The following is a 19,697-nucleotide window of genomic DNA, read 5'->3' on the forward strand; positions in this document are numbered from 1 at the left end:
CTAAGCCTCCTGTAATGATTATTGATTGTATATTCTTGGGCCAAACAGAGCAGAACCAATTCTAACCATATTGGCTCCCAATAAGATTGCCTGGGAATAATCGGACGACATGCCCATGGACAAGTAATCCATATTAACATTATCTATTTTTTTATCCCTGATGTCAATAAAATGTTGAGACATCTTTGAAAAATATCCCTGTGTTTCGCCGCTGTCCGCGTCTGCAGGGGGAATCGCCATCAAACCGCGGATATGGATCGACGGCAAAAGCGAAATCTGCCCGATCAGATCGTGCAGCTCCGGCGGCAGCACCCCCGATTTGTTGGGCTCGCTCCCGATATTGACCTCGATCAGAACGTCGGTCGTAAGGCCTCCGGCAAGCGAAAGACGGGAAATTTCCTTTGCCAGCTTAACGCTGTCCACCGACTGGATCATGGAGACCTTTCCCACTATATTTTTTACCTTATTGGTCTGTAAGTGCCCGATAAACTGGAGCTCGCACCGGGAAAGCGAATAGGCGTCGTACTTTTCGCAAAGCTCTTGTACTTTATTTTCACCGATATGGTCGATGCCCAGTGCGATCCCGTGATTGATCACCTCCACCGGAACGGTTTTCGTGGCCGCAAGAAGCGTGATATCCTGCGGGCGGCGTCCCGACTTTACGGCGGCGTCGGCTATATTGCTGCGGATCACCTTCAGATTTTCTTCCAAATCCGAAAACCGGCGATCAAAATCATTTGACGACTTTTCCATCATATAAATCAGTCCCTTCCACAACTACTTCATCAAACAGCTTCACGGTTGAATCGGTCATCAGGTCCTCCTTCGGCGGGTCAGTCTGGCAGATGGCATAATTCGCCGTACTGAACAACGGAAAAATCTGTCTGAACTCTATTTCACTGCCGTGCATGACATACACGCCCTTGATTTCCCTGGTAACAGAAGTTGCCTTGCCGTCGCTGTCTTTTCCTGTTTTCGTCACCTTGGCAAAATGAATCGCTTTCTGGCTCACACGGATTCCCGTGTATTTTTCGATCTGAATCTGCGCCGTGGCGTTGCGGATCAGCGCCAGAGAAGAATTCATACTGCTGCTCTGCAGAATAACGACCGCTTCGGTGTCTTTGTCCGCCTGATTCACCGCGGCGACCGTCGCCGGGACGGTTTGATTGGAGGCAAACGGAAACTGAATGGATACGGCGTCGCCCTCCTTGAACTTGGAGGCTTTGTCCGCCGCTGCCAGACAGGCGAAATACCAGTCGTAATCTTCACAGATTTTCCCCGCGGAGCCGCTTTGCCCCGCCGGTTTTTCCTTTTGCTTTTCCTTGAATTCCGCAGGTGTAATGGTCAACAGCTTGTCATAGTCGTAAACCGATTCATACCCATCCACGGAGCTAATAAAATAACCCGACGCCGGAGCGGTAACAGAACCGGTCGCCGCGCTGTTGGATTTGGACAGCGTCTCGCGCTCCGCTTTCAGCGCATTGATTCTGGTGTTGAAATTCGCCGTCTTATCCGTTACGATCTGGCGCTCGTTGATCAGGTAGAGCAAATCTTCGCGGCTGTTCGTCAGCTCGGTGTATTCGCCCGACTGGATGCAGTCCAGCAAATCGACCAGTTTCAGGTTGATCTGCGAGCCGATGGAGCCGATGCTAGCCGCATAGGTGTCCCCCGGCGTGCTGAGCTTCTGCAGCTTGGAAATCTGGTAATCGAGGTCGGCAATCTGCTGCTGCGCCGCGGCACTCTGCTCGTTGGGATAAATCTTCGCGACCGTGCCGCCCTTTGCCACCTTTCCCCCGTCGCTGATGCTGTAAGTGATCACGCCGTTGACTTTGGTATTCATCAGTTTTTCTTTCCTGACGGCGGTGCCGGTCACCTGTACGGTGTCCGCCGTGCTGGCGTAGGACGCCGTTTCCGTCTGGACCTTTGCGTAATGGGAGTTATAAATCTGATATCCCATATAAATAAACAGAAGGATGGCCACAACAGCCGATGCGATTCTTCTCAGCAGCGGACTATTCATCGTTCCCATCCTTTCCGATCGATCATCCGGAATGCCTGTTCGGTCACTCCGTCAAAATCCGTGTACTCGTCCACCATAATCCAATGGATGTTTTCGTCACGGCGGAACCAGGTAAGCTGGCGCTTGGCGTACCGGCGGCTTTCCCGCTTAACGGACTCGACCGCCTCGTCCAGAGAGCACTCCGAGCGGAAATACGGCAAAAGCTCCTTGTAGCCGATCGCCTGCATCGCAGTCTGGGCGCCGGGCCGGTTCAGAATTTCTTCCGCTTCCGCCAGCAGCCCGTCCTGCATCATCCAGTCCACCCGCAGATTGATCCTGTCGTAAAGCTTCTGACGGTCCTGAAAGTCGAGGCCGATGATACACGCGTCGTACGGGGAAGGCATTTGCCTTGACAGCTCAAGCTGTTCGGTCATTGTGACGCCGGTCGTGCGGTAAATCTCAATGGCACGGATCACGCGCCCCAGATTGTTCGGATGAATTCGCTGCGCGGAGGCGGGGTCAAAGCTGCGCAGTTCGTCGATCAACGTCTGCACGCCCAGCTTTTCGACCTTTTCGGCAAGTTCCTTTCTCAGAGCTTCGTCCTTATCGTTCTCGGTAAACCGTATATTTTGCAGGAGAGAGCGGATATAAAGCCCGGTTCCCCCCGCAATGACCGGCAGCCTGCCGCGCGCGTGCACCTCAGAAATGCAGTCCGAAGCAAGCGAGACATAGTCCGCCACACTGAACGGCTGGGAAAGCGGTGCAAAATCAATCAGATGATGCGGCACACCGCGCATTTCTTCCGCCGTCGGCTTGGCCGTGCCGATATCCATCCCTTTGTAAATCTGCATGGAATCGGCTGAAATCACCTCGCCGTTCCTGCTGAGCGCAAGCTCCACCGCAAGCCGGCTTTTGCCGGAAGCGGTCGGGCCGACAACCGCGGCAACCGGGATTTTTTCTTTCCTGTTCATCATTGTATACGCCCAAACTGGCGCTCCAGGTCCTTTTTTTTCATCACGATGGATACCGGACGCCCGTGCGGGCAGTAGCGGATATCCTCATTTTCCATTCTTCTGGCGAGAGCGGCAAGCTCCATCGGCGAGCTTAGGTCCCCCGCCTTAACCGCCGCCCGGCACGCGACGTTGTGGTAAAGCCAGTCGAGCTTTTCCGTCGTGATATCGTTTTTGGCCGACTGCAGGTAGCCCGCAATCTCCATCACCGTTCCCGCAATATCGTCGTCGCCGAGAATCAGCGGGACGCTCCGGACCAGCACGGTGCCGGAACCGAAGTCGTCGATTTCAAACCCCGCCGCCGCGCAGACGTCCAGGGAATTCATCACCGCGGCGTACTCGTTTTTCTCCAGGGTAACGGCGACCGGCTCCAAAAGCATCTGCTGGTCGGCCCGGCCTTCCTGCGCCCTGAGCTTTTCGTAGAGCATCCGCTCATGGGCGGCATGCTTGTCGATAAAGACCAGTTCGTCTCCCCGTTCCAGAATAATATAAGTATGAAAGGCTTCCCCCACCAGCTTTTCCGGTTCCGGGGAATCGAGAGGTTCGACCGGTCCGGGTTCCGGCGCCGCCGGATTCTCCGGCTCCATGGCAGCGGGCTCCGTGACGGCGGGGACGGTCGCCTGATTTTCCTGTGTCACGGGAACCGGCTCGGTAAATTCAATATTCGCCGCCGAGAAATCCGTATGGAACGTCGGCCTGTGCGCGTCGCTGACCGCAAAGCTGTAGGAAGGCGCCGCGGGGCGAACCGCCGGAATTACCGGCACAGCCGGCGGCGGCTGCACTGCCGCTGTTGCGGGAGGAGCGGCAAACTGTATCTGAACCGGGGCCTTCGGCTGTTCAAAAACCGAAGTCTCCTGCTTTTGAAAAGCCATGACGGTTGGCGCGTCCCCGCGGTGAAGAGCAGTTTTGACGCCGTGGTAAACCGCGTCAAATACCGGCTTTTCATTGATAAAGCGAACCTCTATTTTCGAGGGATGGACATTGACGTCCACCGCCTGATAGGAAATGCCCATATGAAGCACACAGGCAGGGACCTTCCCTACCATCAGAGAACCCTTGAACGCCTCTTCCAGAGCGACCATCGCGGTACGGCTTTTAATATAGCGGCCGTTGATAAAGAAATGCTGCATGCTCCGGTTCGGACGCGCCGAGGAGGGCTTGCTGATAAAGCCGGAAAGCTTTACACCGTTTAATTCGTATTCCACCGGAATCAGCCCCGCGGTAAATTCCTTTCCAAAAACAGCGTATACGGCTGATTTCAGCTTGCCGTCACCGGGGCTGTTCAGCGTTTCGCGGGAATCACGGATGAAGCGCACCGAAATCTCCGGATGGGAAAGAGCAATCCTATCTATCACCGCGGCGATGGCGTTCGCCTCTACAACATCCTTTTTCAGGAATTTCATGCGCGCGGGCGTATTATAAAAAAGGTCACGCACCACAAGAGTGGTTCCCTGCGCGCAGCCCGCATCCTCACAGGTCTGTTCCACCCCGCCGTCGATTTCATAGCGCGTCCCCGCCAGCTCGCCCTGTGTCGCGGTCAGAAGCTCCACCCGGGCCACAGCCGCAATGGAGGCCAGAGCCTCGCCGCGGAAGCCGAGGGTGGAGATGCTCTCCAAATCGTCCTGGCTGTGAACCTTGCTGGTGGCATGGCGCAGGAAGGCGACCGCGACGTCGTCAGGGGCGATCCCGCTGCCGTTGTCCGTGACCCGCATATAGGTAATCCCGCCGTTTTTTATTTCCACGGTAATAGAGGCCGCACCGGCGTCGATTGAATTTTCGACCAGCTCCTTAATAACGGAAGCAGGGCGTTCCACTACTTCACCGGCGGCGATCAATTCCGCGATATGTTTGTCCAATACATTGATTTTACTCATGAAACGCCTCCTTTTCTACAATCAGATCAAACATCAACATCCAGAGAAATCCAGTATCGCTGGATGATCCTGTTTTCTTTTTGAACTTCGTTCTCTAAAATCCCATGATTTTTCAAAATGGTTCTCGCTGAACCGCGGTTCTTTCTGTCACAGGTAATCAGGACCTTATAAATTCCCAATTTCCTTGCCTCTTCCAATGCGAGAGAAAGCATTTTACAGGCATAGCCCTTTCTGCGTTCCGAAGGACGTACGCCATAGCCGATGTGTCCCCCGACTGAGAAAAGATAGTCGTTGAGCCTGTGCCGAAGGTTCACCGAGCCAAGAATTTTTCCGTCGCTATTTACGTAGAACCACGTGCTCCCCGGAACAAAGTGCTCCGGACAGCCTTCTTCGGTTTCCAACTCTTTTTGCAGCCACAGGTAATCCGAAAAGCTGTGATCCCCCTGGCAGGAGGAAAAAGGATAAATGGTTTCTCCGCTGCGCTGCCATTCGTTTATGTATTCCCGATATTCCCGTTCCATCGAGGCATTCAATTTAACTAACCGACACATAACTCTGCTCCTGTAAAAGCTATTTTGCGAGTGTGGCCAGCTCAAACAGCGTATTCATGCACTCAATGGGCGTCAGGGTGTTGACGTCCAGCTTTTTGAGCCTGTCCATAATTTCCGTCTCGTTCGGCGGAGTGATCACAAGCTGTAAATCTTCCTGCGTTTCCTCTTTATGCCCGCGCCTTTTCGGCATGGTCACCTGCTGCCCGCTTTCCAGCTCCGTCAGCACCTGTTTTGCACGGTTCACAATTTTATTCGGCACGCCGGCAAGCTTGGCCACTTCGATGCCGAAGCTGTCGTCCGCTCCGCCGCGCACGATCCGGCGCAGGAAGGTAATGTCGTCGCCGCGTTTTTTTACGGCGATATTGTAATTTTTTACGCCGTCAATCAGCTCTTCCAGCTCCGTCAGCTCGTGGTAATGGGTAGCGAAAAGAGCCTTCGCGCCCAAAAGCTGTTTGTTGGCGACATATTCCAGAACGGCGCGGGCAATGCTCATCCCGTCAAAGGTTGAGGTTCCCCGCCCGATTTCATCCAAAATCAGCAGACTGTTGCCGGTGGCGTTTTTAATGATATCCGCAACCTCGGACATTTCGACCATAAAGGTCGACTGGCCGGAAGCCAGATCGTCGGAAGCGCCCACGCGGGTGAAGATGCTGTCCGTAATCCCGATTTCCGCATAGGAAACCGGCACAAAACAGCCGATCTGAGCCATAATGACGATCAGCGCGATCTGACGCATATAGGTGGATTTACCGGCCATGTTCGGGCCGGTAATGATGGCGACCCGGTTTTCGTTCCTGTCGAGCGTAACGTCGTTCGGCACGAAGGGAGTATCGAGCAAAACCTCGACGACCGGATGGCGGCTTTCCTTGAGAATGATTTTCCCGTCCAGATTGACGATCGGGCGGACGTAATGATGTTCCGCCGAAACCTGTGCAAAGGAGGTCAGCACGTCGAGCCTTGCAATCGCGTTGGCCGTCGCCTGCACGCGGGTCAGCTGCGCGGCTACATTGCTACGGACGGCGTCAAATAGCTGGAATTCCAGCTGTACGGACTTTTCGTGCGCGCCGAGGATTTTTCCCTCCAGCTCCTTGAGCTCGGGGGTAATAAAGCGTTCGCAGTTGGTAAGGGTCTGTTTGCGTATGTATTCCGGCGGCGCCTGATCCTTATAGGAATTGCTGATTTCAATGTAATACCCAAATACCCGGTTGTACCCGACTTTCAGCTTCGGGATACCGGTTTTTTCCCGTTCCTGCGCCTCGATCTGGGCGATGATGCCCCGGCCGTCGCTCATGTCGCCTTTCAGAAGATCCAGTTCCTCGCTGTAGCCCGGCAGGATCATACCGCCTTCCCGAATGGAAAACGGAGGCTCTTCCACAATCGCACGGTCGATCATCCGGTAAACGTCCTCCAGAACGTCGATATGCTGTTCAATTTCCGTAAGGAGGTTAGACTTTACATCTTTTAACAGGGTCTTCAAAGAGGGCAGCCGCATGATTGCAGAGGACAGCGAACGAAGCTCCCTGCCGTTGGCGGAACCGTACACAATGCGGGACATCAGCCGTTCCAGATCGTGGATTCCGGTCAGCTGTTCGGCAACGGCGTCGCGCAGAATGGCGTCCCCCGCCAGTTCCTCCACCGCGTTCAGACGGCGGTTGATCTGCACCGGGCCCAACAGCGGCTGCTCGATCCAGCTGCGGATGAGGCGTTTGCCCATCGCCGTGCGCGTTTTATCGAGCACCCACAAGAGCGAGCCGCGCTTTTCCTTGTTGCGCATCGTTTCCAGAAGCTCCAGGTTGCGCCGCGCGTTCAAGTCCAGATGCATATACTGCGCGCCGGTGTAAAGGTCTATCCCATTAATGCGTTCAATGCCCACGCGCTGTGTGCGCTTCAGATAGGAAAGCAGCGCGCCGACAGCCTGAACAATCTCTGTTTTATCGGAAAGCTCCAAATCCGCAAGGCTTTTGGAATGAAACTGGTCCAGCACCAGCAAAGAACAGCTCTGCGTCTCAAACTCCGTATTGTCCAGCAGTTCCAGACTGGCGGAAAGCCGCTCCTTGATGAATTTCGGAAGCCCGGTCAGCTCCAGAGTATTCTGGTTGACAAGGATTTCGCGCGGCGAATAGCGGGAAAGCTCGTTTTTAATCTGCTCCGTCAGGTCCCCGCCGGAAAGTGTGGTCGCGTGCAGTTCGCCGGTGGAAATATCCGCAAAACAGATTCCCGCGCCCGAACCCTCAGCGCAGAGCGAGCAGATAAAGTTGTTTCGCGCCTCGTCCAGCATGCTGCTTTCCAACACCGTACCGGGCGTAATCACGCGGATGATATCGCGTTTTACCAGCCCTTTGGCCAGCGCGGGGTCCTCCATCTGCTCACAGATGGCGACCTTATAGCCCTTCGCGACCAGACGCGCCACATAGCTTTCATAGCTGTGGAAGGGCACGCCGCACATGGGCGCCCGCTCTTCCTGTCCGCAGTCGCGCCCGGTCAGCGTCAGTTCCAGTTCCTTCGATGCAAGTTTGGCGTCTTCATAAAACATTTCATAAAAATCACCAAGGCGAAAAAACAAGATTGTATTGGGATTCTGTTTTTTGATTTCAAAATACTGCTGCATCATTGGTGAAAGATTTGCCATAACCTGCGTTTCATCTCCAATTCATGACTTGATGGGGAATCAGTGACAGCCCCCGCAGGAGGAACAGTTGCCGCCGCAGGAGGATTCCACGTAATCGGTGGTCTCCGGGTCCTCGCCGTCGGCGGACTGGCCGATAATAGCGCTGACGCGCTGAAGCAGGGCATCCATTTCTTCCTTGGCCTTGTTGTAAGCCGTCATATTCGGATTCTGCATGATCTGGGCGTAAATGTGGCGCAGCTCCTGATTGAGCACCTGCATTTTGTCGGAATCCTGCTCCGGCTTCTGGGCCTCGTTGTTGATCGCCATTCTCTTCAGGTTGAACTCGCCGATCAGGTCCTGCAGCTGCTGATCGTCGTCGCTGTTCTGCTTTGCAAGCTGCATGTTCAGATAACGCGAATCCTTCTGTATTTCTTTGCCGATTTCTCTCGCTAAACTGATAATATCCATGTTGTTACTCCTTAATAATAATTTATATTGATTCATAAAAAACGTTGAAAAATTTGATTTACCGCCTGATTTATGGATGAAGCTCTCCGTTTAAAATCCAGTTGCGGGCGGAAGTGATCTTTACCTCGGCAAAGCTGCCGATCAGGCCCTGATCCCCCGGAAAGTCCACAACGATGTTGCCGTCGGTCCGCCCGGAAAGAAGGCCGTTCTTTTCATTGCGCTCTTCCACCAGCACACGCTGGACCGTGCCGACCATCCCGGCGCAGCGCGAAGCCGCGATATGCTCCTGCGCTTCACAAAGCTGCGCAAACCATTTTGACTTTTCCCCGGCGGGAACCGGGTCGGGCATCTTCGCCGCCCTTGTCCCCACACGCGGGGAATAAATAAAAGTAAACAGCGAGGTGAATTCCACCTCCTGAATCAGGCTGACGGTATCGAGGAATTCCTCGTAGGTTTCGCCCGGGAATCCGACGATCACGTCGGAGGTAAGAGAGAGGTCCGGAAGCTTTTCCTTGGCGTAACGGATCAGGTCAAGATATTTTTCGCGGGTGTAGCCGCGGTTCATTTCCTTCAGCACGCGGTCGTTGCCCGACTGGAACGGAAGATGAAGGTGGTGGCTGATATGCCGTCCCTGCGCAATCGTGTCGATCAGCTCACGGGTCGCGTCCTTCGGGTGCGAGGTCATAAAACGGATACGGTAATCGCCGTCCACCGCGTCGAGCAATCGCAGGAGCTGTGAAAAATTCATCGGTTCATTCAGACGCTTGCCGTAGGAATTGACATTCTGCCCCAGGAGGGTAATATCTTTATATCCCGCCTTTACAAGGCCCTTGAACTCCTCCAGAATCGCCTCCGGGGTACGGCTGCGCTCCCTGCCGCGCACATAGGGCACAACACAGTATGAGCAAAAATTGTCGCAGCCATACATGACCGTAAGCCATGCTTTTGTGCTTCCGTCGCGGTGGACCGGCAGACCTTCGACGATTTGCCTGTCCTCGCTGTCGTCGCCGCGCGCAAACACACGGGAGCCCTGTGTGATTGTGGTAAATAAAAGCTCGGGAAGCTTATGGATCACATGGGTGCCGAAAACCAGATTGACAAAAGGAAAGCTCTTCCGGATTCGCTCGGCAACATGCTCCTGCTCCATCATACAGCCGCAGAGGGCGATAATCAGGGAAGGATTGCGCCGTTTCACATTTTTCAGCGCTCCCACATTTCCGAAAACCCTGTCTTCCGCATGCTCGCGGACCGCGCAGGTATTAAAAATGACGAGGTCCGCCTCATCCTCTTGATTGGTAAAGGAAAAACCCATTTCTTCAAGCTGACCCTTTATTTTCTCACCGTCCGCAACATTCTGCTGACAGCCGTAAGTGTGCACCAGCGCCATGGGAACGGCGCCGCGCGCCCGGATCGCCATGATTTGAGAAACGTCGCTGATGAATTCAGCCTGGGAACGCGCCGACTGCTCCTGAGCCGGAAATTTTTCTGCCAAAAGGATAGCCCTCCTATGTTATATGGTATAACTGATTATATCATGTTGCTTTGGTTACTTCAAGAAAAAAGAACCAAAATCCCTGCCACCGGGCAAGCGGCGGCAGGGAAAAAGAAGGCCCTATTTTGCTTTATACATCCACGGAATGGTGCGCCAGACGGCGATCCGGCGTTTCAGCGCCTTATCCGTCTTCCTGCCCGCCGAAAGCAGCTTGTCGTATCCGGCGGCGTGCAGATAGCCGCGCACCGCGTTATAGCCCGCGCCTTCTTTCAGCATAATGTCCACCCCGTTCATAACGGTCAGCGGCAGTTTCTGGTGTTCAAACAGCTGAATCAGCTCCGCGTCATCCCGGCGGGTGGTTTTGATGAGATCAAAAATCCGGAGCAGGGCGTCGGTATGCTGAAAGATATTCTTCCCCACCGGCTTCTGCTTGCCGCGCTTTAATTCATAGACGGTATCCCGTTTGATGACCGTCGGCGACTGCGCGATCGTCTCGGCGCAGAGCAGGCAGCGGAAAACGAACTCCTCCGCGTATCCGTGGCTGCAGGAGTCGAAAAAATAAATCTGCCTGTCCAGCAGAAACCTGCGCCGGAGCATGACCGCGGAGATATCGATATGGATCGAATGGCTGAGAACGCCCTTCAGGTATTGGGCGCCGCTTTCCTGACGGATGGCCTTGCTGATCAGCCGGCGTTCCGCGGCATGAGCTTCCTCCTCACTGATGCTGCCGAATACAAAATCCGCCGAAGTATGCAAAGCCGTTTCCAGATATCCGCCGATAAAATCGCGGTACAGTCTGCGGGCGAAAATAAAGGTGAGGTAATCTCCCCCGGACTTCTGTATTCCTGTATTTAAAGCCGCGGCGACGGTTCCGTCGCCGTTCTGAATGACAAAACCACGAAGCTTCAGCTCTTTGATAAGCTGGACGGCTTCCCAGACCGTCTTGTCCGCGGAACCCATGTCCACTACGACAAATTCCGCGTCCAGCCCGGCTGCCTGCGCCGCGATCGAGCGCAATACTCCCGATATTTCCTGTTCAACATTCTTGACCGGAACAATAATGGAAAGCTTTGTAATCTGCATTACCGAACCTCCTTTACTGAATCTGTTACCAGTATATCATATTGTGATGAATAGAAAAGATGAAAACTGACAGTTATCCGTTCCTAATTCAAATTACTTTCAGTGATATTCGCTTTTTTCTCCGCCGGATGCTCCTGAAAATACCGGCCGGCCGTGTAGAGCTTGCTGTCGTCGATAAAATGCGTCAGGCGCAGGACAATTTCCTCCGGCTGCTGCTTCATGCCGCAGCGCGCCCACTGGATAACGACGCCGACAAGCCCGTAGGAATAGAATTCCGCTATAAAGACCTTGTCTTCCGCGGCGATCTGACTCCCCTGTGAAACAGTATCCAGCATTTCGGCAATCAGGTCCTTCGTTACATTGAAAAAATAGTCCTGAAAAGCGTTTTGTCCGGTGACGCTGAGCGCATTCGTATAAAAATACTGCTCATTCTTCATCGTTTTCAGAACGTCAAGAACAACGTTGTTCCATTCTTCAAACGATCGGTGCTGTGTGACGGCGGAAACGACCTCATTGTAATAAATCCAGTCCACCAAATCATATTTGTCCTTAAAATGATAATAAAAGGTCTGACGGTTAATCCCGCAATGTTCCACAATATCGGCAACCGATATTTTCTGCAGCGGTCTTTTCTTCATCAATTCCTTTATGGAAGCGGCAATCGCTTTTTTGGTTATCAGTGAATCAGACATGGTTTCTTCTCCTGAAATACATGAGGACGTTATGTATTAAGGTTCGCACCCCGGATGAATGGTTTGTTTCCATTTTACCAGTATTATTGCATTTTTTCAATATGGCTGTAAGGAATCAGATTTTTTTACAATACTACTTGCATTCTCCCAGAAAGTATGATATTATTACAAAGCTGTTTTAAAAAAACGTATGGGGCATTAGCTCAGCTGGGAGCGCAGTGCATCCGGTAAGCAACACCTCAGAGTCAGGAACAAATGAAAAATCGAATAGCCCGGAAAGCCGCATCAATAAAGGGCTTTCCAATATTTGGGGGTATAGCTCAGCTGGGAGCGCAGTGCATCCGGTAAGCAACACCTCAGAGTCAGGAACAAATGAAAAATCGAATAGCCCGGAAAGCCGCATCAATAAAGGGCTTTCCAATATTTGGGGGTATAGCTCAGCTGGGAGAGCGCCTGCATGGCATGCAGGAGGTCAGCGGTTCGATCCCGCTTATCTCCACCAAAAACAATAAGCCACAAGGCCAAAACCTTGTGGCTTGCGTTTTATCTACGGCGACCGGACACTTGATAAATATCAGGGGAATGCGGAGATCAGTCATCGCATGATGGGTAATCCCTGATATCCTCATTTTCATAGAGCAATCCCATTACCAAAAGCGAGGAAAGAGCTATGTTTTCCAATTGGAGGACATAGCTCTTTTTTTTATATCCAAACGCGAAAATCCTAATAATCGCGGGCGTTATAAAAATGGAGTAGCTATTCCGTTCTCTTCGTGGTATCTTATGTGCTTGACAAATCAAAAGAAGGAGATGAATATTGGTGAGCGTAAACGCCAGAGAAGAAGAATATGAGCATGTGGAGCTGTTCGGCCGGCCCGCGCTTTTCACGAATTCCCGCATTGACCGCGGCACCGTGCCGGAAGGCTTCCACTGCTACGACCTGCGCGGCTCGGACCGCGACCCCGGAAAACCGACGACGGTGGAAAATCGGGTGGCCGTCAATCACGCCGGTACGGTGCTGACAGCCGAGCCAATCACCATTCCCAGGGAGGGCTTTCGCCGATTGCGCGGCGGGCGGCAGAACTATGGCTACATCGTGGAAACGGAGCGTTACCGCTACTGCCTGCGGTGCAATCCCGGTCCCGGAGATTATCAGGCGTACCTTGCGGCTTTCGATCTGCGGGTACAGAGGATGAACATGAAACAGGAAACACCCGCGCAGGATTGCGGCCTTGAAGATGGAATCGGGGATCAGACGCCCGAACAGGGCATCACGATGGGAGGCTTATGAGATGAGACAGCATCCGAAATGGCTGGAGTTTTTACGCGAGCAGTACCCGCCGGGCACACGTATCCGGCTCGCACAGATGAACGATCCCTATTCCCCCGTGCCGCCCGGCACCGAGGGGACGCTCGAGTACATCGACGACGCGGGCCAGTTCCAGATAAATTGGGACAACGGCCGCACCCTCGCGCTCATCCCCAGTGAGGATCACTTTTCCATCATTCCGCGGCCGTTCCAGACTCTCAAGCTCTACATGCCGCTCACCGTCACCACCTATGAGCGCGACGAATACGGCGACATGGACAACGATCCCGTCAAGCTTGACAGCCGGACGGTCCTTCCCTATGAGGATCATATCCTCGCCGCCATTCTGAAGGAGCGCGCGCCGGAGGAAGCGGAGCGTGGCCTCATGAAATACTATGGCGCGGACGACGCTGTAAACGACAAGGTGCGGTCTTATGTTTTCACGGTGGAACGTGTCCAGGGCCAATTGATGGGAGTCGCTGAGTGCCGCATCAAGAGCGAACTGACAGCTGAGGAACTGGAACGGCTCAAGGCGAACGTCTCCGGCCAGGCGTCCGATGGGTTTGGGGAAGGCTTCGAGCAGCGGCCGATCAAGACCCCGGACGGTGAGATTTACGTCAGCCTGTGGAGCAGCGAGAAAGGCTGGAACATCATGACGCAGGATGAGCTGGAGCAAAGCCAGCAGATGGGAGGCATGCGGCTTGATCAACAATAAAAGAATCATGGAGCTGGAGATCAGCCGTCCCGATACGTTCGGCTCGAATACTTCGTCGACAATTGCGTTGCCCGCCACCCCCTATGAGCTGCTGGATGCACTGGACAGGGCGCGCGTGACCGACGAACGGGTTATCTACTCCACGGAAATCCTGCGCTGCGAGCTGGACTACCTGCCCCAATTTCTCAGCCCCAGCTCCAACCTGTATGAAATGAACCATCTCTCCCAGCGGCTGGCCTCACTCAGCGATTGGGAGCTGGACTGCTTCGAAGGGATGGTGATGATGGATGCTATCCAGAACAGCTATGCTTTGATCCCTGTGGAGCGGCTGATCAACATGACCGTCAGTATGGAGCACTGTCAGATCGCCTACGAAGCACACAACGACGAATCCCTCGGCAAATTTTATGCGGAAAACGGCTTCGTGCTGCAACTGGACAGCCTGCCGGACAATATCTACGCATGGCTGGACTTCGGCAAGATCGGAAAAGAGATTCGCGAGGGCGAAGGCGGCGTCTTTACCCCGCACGGCTATGTGGTGCAGAACGGTATGATCGCGCGGCTGTATCAGAGCGGAGAGGCCGTCCCCGCCGAGAAGCCGGACTACACGGTGCTCCTGCGCGTGACCAAAGGGTATTTCAACGATCCCGAATCTGACAACGGTCTCTCCGCGCTCCTGAAGCTGCCCGCCGGCGATCAGGAGCTTTTTCAAGCGGTGAAGGAGGTGGACGCGGTATCGCCGGAGGACTGCTCGTTTGTCGCCGTGGACTGCGCCATTCCGCAATTGACGGAGAAAATCACAGATGAGCTGGAAGCAACAAATGGCGATTGCTACGGTCTGGTCAATGAGCTGGCAGGACAGCTACGGCATCTTGACCGTGAGGGCGGTATCCCCGCTTACAAAGCGATGCTGGCGGTGGCGCCCGAGGACATCTCTCTGGATGAGGCTCTCGATCTCGCGTATCAGACCGATGAATTCAGGCTTCTGCGGGAAACCGCGACCCCTGCGGATTACGCGAAAGCGGAGCTTGCGAAATGTACAATCCCGCTGAAAGAGGAACTGTTTGCCAGTGACGCGGCCCTCTGCTCTTACGGTGAAAGGCTCATGGAGCGCGACAAGGCTTCCTCCACCGAATACGGCGCCCTCGTCTCACGGGGCGGCCGGACGGTGGAGCAGTGCCTGAATCGGCCTGAGCCGCAGATGGAAATGAGGTGAATGAATCATACTTTTATCCAGAGATGTGCAACCGTAAACAGAATAAACTTTGCGCCGCCTTTTGATTTTAACGAAGATCAAAAGGCACTTTTTTGTTTCAGGAGGAAAAGTGTTGGCAGGACAATCGAATACGGTTAACAAACGGCGCCGCCTTTGCAAAAAGGCAGCGCCGTTTCCGTTATAAGGAGATGAACCATGGATCAGAAAACAAAAGAAAATCCCGGAACAGGATCGGCGGGCCCTCCGAAGCCGGTAACCCTCCCGCTTCCCAAAGAGCTGTCCCGCTGCAAAGGCTGCCCGTACCCCGGAATCGGCTTCATCTGCTGGAACACGGACGGGACCTGCATACGCACGGATGAGGAAGAAATGAACCGCCGCGATGGAAGAAGGCGGCGCAAGTGAACAGCATCATCAGCTGGATCGGCGGGAAGAAAGCTCTGCGCGACCAGATCTACCAGCGGATGCCGATTCAGATAGGACGATATGTCGAGGTGTTCGGCGGAGGCGGCTGGGTGTTGTTCGGACGAAGGCCCGACTCCGCTATGGAGGTGTATAACGACTTCAATGCCAATCTTGTCAACCTTTTTCGCTGCGTCCGCGACCGCCCGTTCGCGCTTCTGAAGGAACTGAACTTTCTGCCCCTTAACGGGCGGGACGAATTCGGCGTCCTCAAAAGGTACCTCGAAAAAGAGGAATTCACCAGTCCTTACCTGAAAGAGGAACTGGAGATCGCCGAGCGTTATCTGGCTCCTCCGGAGTATGAGGAAATCAAGCCGATCCTGCTCGAAAACGCAACGATGAATGACGTCAAGCGGGCCGCGGCCTTTTACAAACTCGTCCGCCTGAGCTACGGCAGCGGCTGCACCAGCTACGGCTGCCAGCCCTTCGATATCCGCAAGACCTTCCATTTGTTGTGGGAAGGCAGCCGGAGGCTCCGCGACACGGTTATAGAGAACAAAGACTTTGAGGCCCTCATCCGGCAGTACGAGCGGGATGACGCCTTCTATTATTGCGACCCGCCGTATTACCAGACGGAAGGTCATTACGCCGTGGCGTTTGGCCTCGAGGACCATTACCGTCTGCGGGACACGCTCGCTTCCTGCAAGGGGAAATGGCTGGTGAGCTATAACGACTGCGCATTCATCCGTGAGCTCTACCATGACTTTCAGATCGAGACGGTCAGCCGCCTGAGCAACCTTGCCCAGCGGTATGACGGCGGCTGCGAATACGCCGAAGTCCTTATCGCCAACTATGACACCAGTGAAAGACTGCGCGAACTGCCGGTGCAAATGAACCTCTTCGGTTCGTCCGACGCCGGCCTTTTTTGCTATGCAAAAGCATAGCAATAAAATAAATTCAACCGCGCCACATGCGCGAAAACTTCATGCGCTCCCGCCTCTTTTGCATCCATCGTGGCGCGCGATAATCCGCGCATGAAGTTTTATGACCAAACGGCCCAAATCAAGGAGGAAAATGCAATGAGATTACTTGAAACCAGCGCCGCCGTCGACCGGAAAGGGCGCCTCAGAATTCCCAAGGAAGTCTCCATTCAGCTGGAGCTTTCCCCCGGCGATGAAATCCGTGCCCTGATCTGCGACGATTCACACACTCTGCAGGCTCTGTGGCGGGAGTTTGTTTCCCGCCACGGCGTGGAGGATGAACAGGATCCGGCTGACAACGAGGCTTTGGAGGAAGTTGTGCTTCCCGGGGAGATGCTGGCGCAGGCGGGGCTCCGCGCCGGCGACGGACTTGACGCCATCTGCGGCGAGCGGAAGATCGTCATTACGGCCTCGGACGAAGCGCCCGGCCGTCTCGACCCTCTCGTCAGTCTGCCGGACGATCTGCGCAGGCTGTGCGGCGATCTCGGATTCAACCCCGGCACGGTTCGGAATGTGATGCGGAAAGGAGGTTATTTCCGTGAATAAGCCGATTTACAAGATTCTCGACGCCAAGGGGCGCGTGCTGATCCCGCGGGAAGCGCGCTCAGCCGCGGGTATGGACTACGGCGACATTGTCCGTCTGGATGTTCAGAACGGCCGGGTGTCGGTCAAAAAGGTCAACATCGTCGAGGTTGGGGACAAATCTCCGGAGGCGGTGGAGGCATTCGTGCACGCCGCCATCCGCGAGATGCCGGAGGAAAGCCAGATCGCCATCGCCGCCCGGCTGCTGGAGCTCATCGAGCAGAGAAAGGAAGGCCGCCATGGATGAGAAACCGGTCTATGGCGAGGAAGACTGCGTCCAAACCGGAACCGGTATGTTCATCGCCGGTTATGTGGTCGTTCTTAAACCGGAAGCAGTGCCAAAAGATCAGCATGGTATCCGTCAGCTTCTCTTCTGCGAAGGCGGATGGGGCAGCGTCCCGGACGAGGCCGACGGTTCTTCCGTGCGCGCCGTTTCCCTCGTCGGCGGAGAATGTGTTCGCCGGAGACGCAGCGAGATTCTCGGTTTGCTGAAACCCGAGCTGCTTCCCGACCGCGCGCGGCTTCAGCTGTCACAGATCCGGCCCCTGGATTCGGAGGTCCCCAAGGCGCCGCAATTTTTCGGTTACTGCTTCCTGCCGGACGGGCGCTATGCCGCGGGTGTTCCTCTTTCCGATGAGATGGAGGTGCGGGAGTACATCGACACGCAGCGCGGATACCAGCACCGCGTCATGATCTGCGACAGCGAAGACAGCTGTGTATTCGAAATGACCGCGGGTAAGGTCATTTTCCCTACACAGGAGGACATCGAGCGCTTGAATGAAGAACAAACGCTGTCGGACGCGCCCGTATCCGGCGGGATGGAAATGAAACCGTGAATTTCCGAGAAAGTGAGGCGATCCGGCAATGAAGAATATTGAAATCCGAAACGGCCGCGTCCTGTATTACGGCAATGAAGCGGGCTATGTGGAAAACGGCAGGGCCGTGGTCGACCCCATCTTCCAAAGCGATGAGCTCTCGGACTTTCTTACAAAGGAGAAACTCGAGACTCTATGGACCAACGGTGTATACGACCGGCTCACTGCCGCGAGAGAAACCACAGCGGCAGGCGCGGAGGTCCCCGCAGCCGGGCGGGCCCATGGTTTCCCCGACCGCCCGCCGCTGAAAAGCTGCCGGATATGGCAGTTGAAGCCGGACGTGGATGTCCGCATGAAATTCGTCGGCTACGACGAGCTGCTGAAGAACTTCGGCGAGCCGGATCCCGGCAATTACCAGATTGCCTACGACGGGCAGGTGGAAACCAACGATCTGGAGGAACTCTACACCAAATTCAACATCGATCATCCGCCCGGTTACGAGGGGCACAGCCTCTCTATGTCGGACGTGGTGGAGCTGTACGACGAAGCCGGCAGCTCTTTCCACTATGTCGACCATTTCGGCTTTAAAGAGATCAGATTTGACCCACCCGGACAGGAGATGCGCCAGGGGCCCGCCCTGAGTCCCTGAAGGGTGCTATAAAATTTCAAACAAAATACGGAGGTGTGGAATGAATCAGGAAAACAACAACGGAAAGGAAAAAAGTAAAAAGCGCAAAAGGGTGCTGCTGATTATCCTGCTCATCCTTCTGCTTGCGATCATCGGCATCACTTTTTCTTTTTGCCATGCCGGGACACCGAATGGTGGCGGCCCGTCCCCATCCAGCCAATCGGCCCCTTCTTCTTCACTCGATAATAACGGCAACGCCTTACCGGGCGGGTACGTCCCCAAATCCCGGCAGGAGATCCTGTCCGAGCTGCGGGAAAAGGAGGTCGTAGTCACCGACAAAGTGAGCGAACAGATCGCTTTTTCAAGTGGCGCAAAGGGCACGGTTGGTACATGGACGGTGGAAAACCCGGCATCCAACAAGGTGATTGAGCAGTGCGCTGTCATACTGAACGGACAGACCGTCGCGGAATCGGTGCCGATCTATCCGGGCCAGCATATTGAGCAGATCACCCTCTCCCAGAAGGTAGCCCCTGGTACTTACGACGTCATCGCAAATATCAAATATTACAGCACGGATACCAAGTCACTGCTTGGTCAGGCGGATTACCGCCTCAAGCTCACTGTTCCGTAAAGCCGGATTTCCGGCTTACAATCAGATTTATAAGGAGGATTTCCCATAATGAAAAAGGGTATCAAAAAACTGCTTGCGGGCATCGTCACCCTCGCCATGCTTTCCCTCGCGGCGGTTCCGGCGTTTGCCGCGACCACCACAACCGACTCGGGAACCGGCAACGTCACCGGCTCTGTAACCATCAACGGATCCATTTCGCCGCTGACGATCAGCGTGACGCACCCCATCAACGTCGCCTACGCCATCAGCCCCGACGCCGGCACGTTCACTTCACCGGACATCGGCATCACCAACAACACCAAGACGGCGGTCAATGTCACCGTCCAGTCCCTCGCCGCGGCATCCGGCGGCTCGCTGACCTTTACCGACGTCGACCCCGCGTCCAAGTCATGGAGTACGCTGAATAACGCGGATTCCAAGAAATACATCGCGCTCGGCGTAAAGGCGAAGGACTCCACTGGCTGGAGCTCCGGCTACAGCACCGCCACCCATTGGGCGACCACCCCGTCGCCGCTGCTGGTCGGATCGTTGAATCCCGCGACAACCGGGACCCTGACGCTTACGGCGGATTACGGCCTTGCCTTTGACGCGGCCTACACCGCAAACCACAGTCTCGTGTTCCTGTTCCAGCTCACATAACCGATA

At 54.7% G+C, this 19,697-nt stretch carries 21 protein-coding genes and 1 tRNA gene; 12 read left to right on the top strand and 10 right to left on the bottom strand.

The genetic code is table 11. From position 1 onward, the window contains the following. Positions 1 to 18: 18 nt before the first annotated feature. The 10 genes from ACRQU7_RS10510 to dhaS form a co-directional block, all read right to left on the bottom strand. Positions 19 to 756 carry a YggS family pyridoxal phosphate-dependent enzyme gene (locus tag ACRQU7_RS10510; protein ID WP_444640697.1) on the bottom strand — a complete coding sequence of 246 codons (738 nt, stop codon included), beginning with the start codon at positions 754 to 756 and terminating at the stop codon, positions 19 to 21. Further along, complete coding sequence (locus tag ACRQU7_RS10515; protein ID WP_444640699.1) at positions 734 to 2,020, bottom strand: HlyD family efflux transporter periplasmic adaptor subunit; 1,287 nt, start codon at positions 2,018 to 2,020, stop codon at positions 734 to 736. Before ACRQU7_RS10515 ends, ACRQU7_RS10510 begins: the two co-directional genes overlap by 23 nt. After that, the gene (gene miaA / locus ACRQU7_RS10520) at positions 2,017 to 2,970 is read right to left on the bottom strand and encodes a tRNA (adenosine(37)-N6)-dimethylallyltransferase MiaA (protein WP_444640701.1); all 954 of its coding nucleotides are present in this window, start codon (positions 2,968 to 2,970) and stop codon (positions 2,017 to 2,019) included. The genes ACRQU7_RS10515 and miaA overlap by 4 nt, the downstream gene beginning before the upstream one ends. Then, on the bottom strand, positions 2,970 to 4,883 hold the full coding sequence (gene mutL / locus ACRQU7_RS10525) for a DNA mismatch repair endonuclease MutL (protein WP_444640703.1): 1,914 nt from the start codon (positions 4,881 to 4,883) through the stop codon (positions 2,970 to 2,972). Before mutL ends, miaA begins: the two co-directional genes overlap by 1 nt. 26 nt (positions 4,884 to 4,909) lie before the next feature. Then, the gene (locus ACRQU7_RS10530) at positions 4,910 to 5,434 is read right to left on the bottom strand and encodes a GNAT family N-acetyltransferase (RefSeq protein ID WP_444640705.1); all 525 of its coding nucleotides are present in this window, start codon (positions 5,432 to 5,434) and stop codon (positions 4,910 to 4,912) included. Between the two features lie 19 nt (positions 5,435 to 5,453). After that, a complete protein-coding gene (gene mutS, locus ACRQU7_RS10535; RefSeq protein WP_444640707.1) occupies positions 5,454 to 8,063 on the bottom strand; it encodes a DNA mismatch repair protein MutS in 2,610 nt (869 codons plus the stop codon). A gap of 39 nt (positions 8,064 to 8,102) precedes the next feature. Continuing rightward, positions 8,103 to 8,510 (bottom strand): YlbF family regulator, encoded by a 408-nt coding sequence (locus ACRQU7_RS10540; RefSeq protein WP_038324338.1) that lies wholly within the window; start codon positions 8,508 to 8,510, stop codon positions 8,103 to 8,105. A 70-nt stretch (positions 8,511 to 8,580) separates the two neighbouring features. Continuing rightward, complete coding sequence (gene miaB, locus ACRQU7_RS10545; RefSeq protein WP_444645577.1) at positions 8,581 to 9,927, bottom strand: tRNA (N6-isopentenyl adenosine(37)-C2)-methylthiotransferase MiaB; 1,347 nt, start codon at positions 9,925 to 9,927, stop codon at positions 8,581 to 8,583. A 195-nt stretch (positions 9,928 to 10,122) separates the two neighbouring features. Beyond that, a complete protein-coding gene (locus ACRQU7_RS10550; RefSeq protein ID WP_444640709.1) occupies positions 10,123 to 11,085 on the bottom strand; it encodes a glycosyltransferase family 2 protein in 963 nt (320 codons plus the stop codon). An 83-nt stretch (positions 11,086 to 11,168) separates the two neighbouring features. After that, positions 11,169 to 11,777 carry a dihydroxyacetone kinase transcriptional activator DhaS gene (gene dhaS / locus ACRQU7_RS10555; protein WP_042081847.1) on the bottom strand — a complete coding sequence of 203 codons (609 nt, stop codon included), beginning with the start codon at positions 11,775 to 11,777 and terminating at the stop codon, positions 11,169 to 11,171. Positions 11,778 to 12,203: 426 nt separating this feature from the next. Between dhaS and ACRQU7_RS10560 the strand changes: the two genes are divergently transcribed. The 12 genes from ACRQU7_RS10560 to ACRQU7_RS10615 all read left to right on the top strand — a co-directional run bounded on the left by ACRQU7_RS10560 (position 12,204) and on the right by ACRQU7_RS10615 (position 19,691). Then, positions 12,204 to 12,279, top strand: a tRNA-Ala gene (locus ACRQU7_RS10560). Positions 12,280 to 12,597: 318 nt separating this feature from the next. Continuing rightward, on the top strand, positions 12,598 to 13,068 hold the full coding sequence (locus ACRQU7_RS10565; protein ID WP_444645579.1) for an LPD28 domain-containing protein: 471 nt from the start codon (positions 12,598 to 12,600) through the stop codon (positions 13,066 to 13,068). A gap of 1 nt (position 13,069) precedes the next feature. Next, a complete protein-coding gene (locus ACRQU7_RS10570; RefSeq protein ID WP_444640712.1) occupies positions 13,070 to 13,801 on the top strand; it encodes a DUF4314 domain-containing protein in 732 nt (243 codons plus the stop codon). After that, positions 13,788 to 15,017: a hypothetical protein gene (locus ACRQU7_RS10575; RefSeq protein ID WP_444640714.1), complete on the top strand. Its 1,230-nt coding sequence runs from the start codon at positions 13,788 to 13,790 to the stop codon at positions 15,015 to 15,017. The genes ACRQU7_RS10570 and ACRQU7_RS10575 overlap by 14 nt, the downstream gene beginning before the upstream one ends. A gap of 195 nt (positions 15,018 to 15,212) precedes the next feature. Continuing rightward, positions 15,213 to 15,419, top strand: a complete 207-nt coding sequence (locus tag ACRQU7_RS10580; protein WP_086035635.1) for a hypothetical protein — start codon at positions 15,213 to 15,215, stop codon at positions 15,417 to 15,419. Further along, positions 15,416 to 16,360, top strand: a complete 945-nt coding sequence (locus tag ACRQU7_RS10585) for a DNA adenine methylase (protein ID WP_444640716.1) — start codon at positions 15,416 to 15,418, stop codon at positions 16,358 to 16,360. The genes ACRQU7_RS10580 and ACRQU7_RS10585 overlap by 4 nt, the downstream gene beginning before the upstream one ends. A gap of 135 nt (positions 16,361 to 16,495) precedes the next feature. Further along, positions 16,496 to 16,942, top strand: coding sequence for an AbrB/MazE/SpoVT family DNA-binding domain-containing protein (locus tag ACRQU7_RS10590; protein ID WP_444640718.1), 447 nt, complete (start codon positions 16,496 to 16,498; stop codon positions 16,940 to 16,942). Further along, on the top strand, positions 16,929 to 17,225 hold the full coding sequence (locus ACRQU7_RS10595; protein WP_444645581.1) for an AbrB family transcriptional regulator: 297 nt from the start codon (positions 16,929 to 16,931) through the stop codon (positions 17,223 to 17,225). Before ACRQU7_RS10590 ends, ACRQU7_RS10595 begins: the two co-directional genes overlap by 14 nt. Beyond that, on the top strand, positions 17,218 to 17,814 hold the full coding sequence (locus tag ACRQU7_RS10600; protein WP_444640720.1) for a hypothetical protein: 597 nt from the start codon (positions 17,218 to 17,220) through the stop codon (positions 17,812 to 17,814). The genes ACRQU7_RS10595 and ACRQU7_RS10600 overlap by 8 nt, the downstream gene beginning before the upstream one ends. 28 nt (positions 17,815 to 17,842) lie before the next feature. After that, positions 17,843 to 18,442: a YodL domain-containing protein gene (locus ACRQU7_RS10605; RefSeq protein WP_444640722.1), complete on the top strand. Its 600-nt coding sequence runs from the start codon at positions 17,843 to 17,845 to the stop codon at positions 18,440 to 18,442. Positions 18,443 to 18,482: 40 nt separating this feature from the next. Beyond that, positions 18,483 to 19,052, top strand: coding sequence for a hypothetical protein (locus ACRQU7_RS10610; protein WP_444640724.1), 570 nt, complete (start codon positions 18,483 to 18,485; stop codon positions 19,050 to 19,052). 48 nt (positions 19,053 to 19,100) lie between these two features. Beyond that, a complete protein-coding gene (locus ACRQU7_RS10615) occupies positions 19,101 to 19,691 on the top strand; it encodes a hypothetical protein (RefSeq protein WP_444640726.1) in 591 nt (196 codons plus the stop codon). Positions 19,692 to 19,697 lie beyond the last annotated feature (6 nt).

Source organism: Caproiciproducens puteiluti (genome assembly GCF_052442865.1).
GTDB lineage: Bacteria > Bacillota > Clostridia > Oscillospirales > Acutalibacteraceae > Caproiciproducens.

Bases quoted from the DNA above. Each gene is read 5' to 3' on its own strand.
- ACRQU7_RS10510 (WP_444640697.1), bottom strand. From the start codon at position 756: ATGATGGAAAAGTCGTCAAATGATTTTGATCGCCGGTTTTCGGATTTG.
- ACRQU7_RS10515 (WP_444640699.1), bottom strand. From the start codon at position 2,020: ATGAATAGTCCGCTGCTGAGAAGAATCGCATCGGCTGTTGTGGCCATC.
- miaA (WP_444640701.1), bottom strand. From the start codon at position 2,970: ATGAACAGGAAAGAAAAAATCCCGGTTGCCGCGGTTGTCGGCCCGACC.
- mutL (WP_444640703.1), bottom strand. From the start codon at position 4,883: ATGAGTAAAATCAATGTATTGGACAAACATATCGCGGAATTGATCGCC.
- ACRQU7_RS10530 (WP_444640705.1), bottom strand. From the start codon at position 5,434: ATGTGTCGGTTAGTTAAATTGAATGCCTCGATGGAACGGGAATATCGG.
- mutS (WP_444640707.1), bottom strand. From the start codon at position 8,063: ATGGCAAATCTTTCACCAATGATGCAGCAGTATTTTGAAATCAAAAAA.
- ACRQU7_RS10540 (WP_038324338.1), bottom strand. From the start codon at position 8,510: ATGGATATTATCAGTTTAGCGAGAGAAATCGGCAAAGAAATACAGAAG.
- miaB (WP_444645577.1), bottom strand. From the start codon at position 9,927: ATGGCGATCCGGGCGCGCGGCGCCGTTCCCATGGCGCTGGTGCACACT.
- ACRQU7_RS10550 (WP_444640709.1), bottom strand. From the start codon at position 11,085: ATGCAGATTACAAAGCTTTCCATTATTGTTCCGGTCAAGAATGTTGAA.
- dhaS (WP_042081847.1), bottom strand. From the start codon at position 11,777: ATGTCTGATTCACTGATAACCAAAAAAGCGATTGCCGCTTCCATAAAG.
- ACRQU7_RS10570 (WP_444640712.1), top strand. From the start codon at position 13,070: ATGAGACAGCATCCGAAATGGCTGGAGTTTTTACGCGAGCAGTACCCG.
- ACRQU7_RS10580 (WP_086035635.1), top strand. From the start codon at position 15,213: ATGGATCAGAAAACAAAAGAAAATCCCGGAACAGGATCGGCGGGCCCT.
- ACRQU7_RS10590 (WP_444640718.1), top strand. From the start codon at position 16,496: ATGAGATTACTTGAAACCAGCGCCGCCGTCGACCGGAAAGGGCGCCTC.
- ACRQU7_RS10600 (WP_444640720.1), top strand. From the start codon at position 17,218: ATGGATGAGAAACCGGTCTATGGCGAGGAAGACTGCGTCCAAACCGGA.
- ACRQU7_RS10605 (WP_444640722.1), top strand. From the start codon at position 17,843: ATGAAGAATATTGAAATCCGAAACGGCCGCGTCCTGTATTACGGCAAT.
- ACRQU7_RS10610 (WP_444640724.1), top strand. From the start codon at position 18,483: ATGAATCAGGAAAACAACAACGGAAAGGAAAAAAGTAAAAAGCGCAAA.
- ACRQU7_RS10615 (WP_444640726.1), top strand. From the start codon at position 19,101: ATGAAAAAGGGTATCAAAAAACTGCTTGCGGGCATCGTCACCCTCGCC.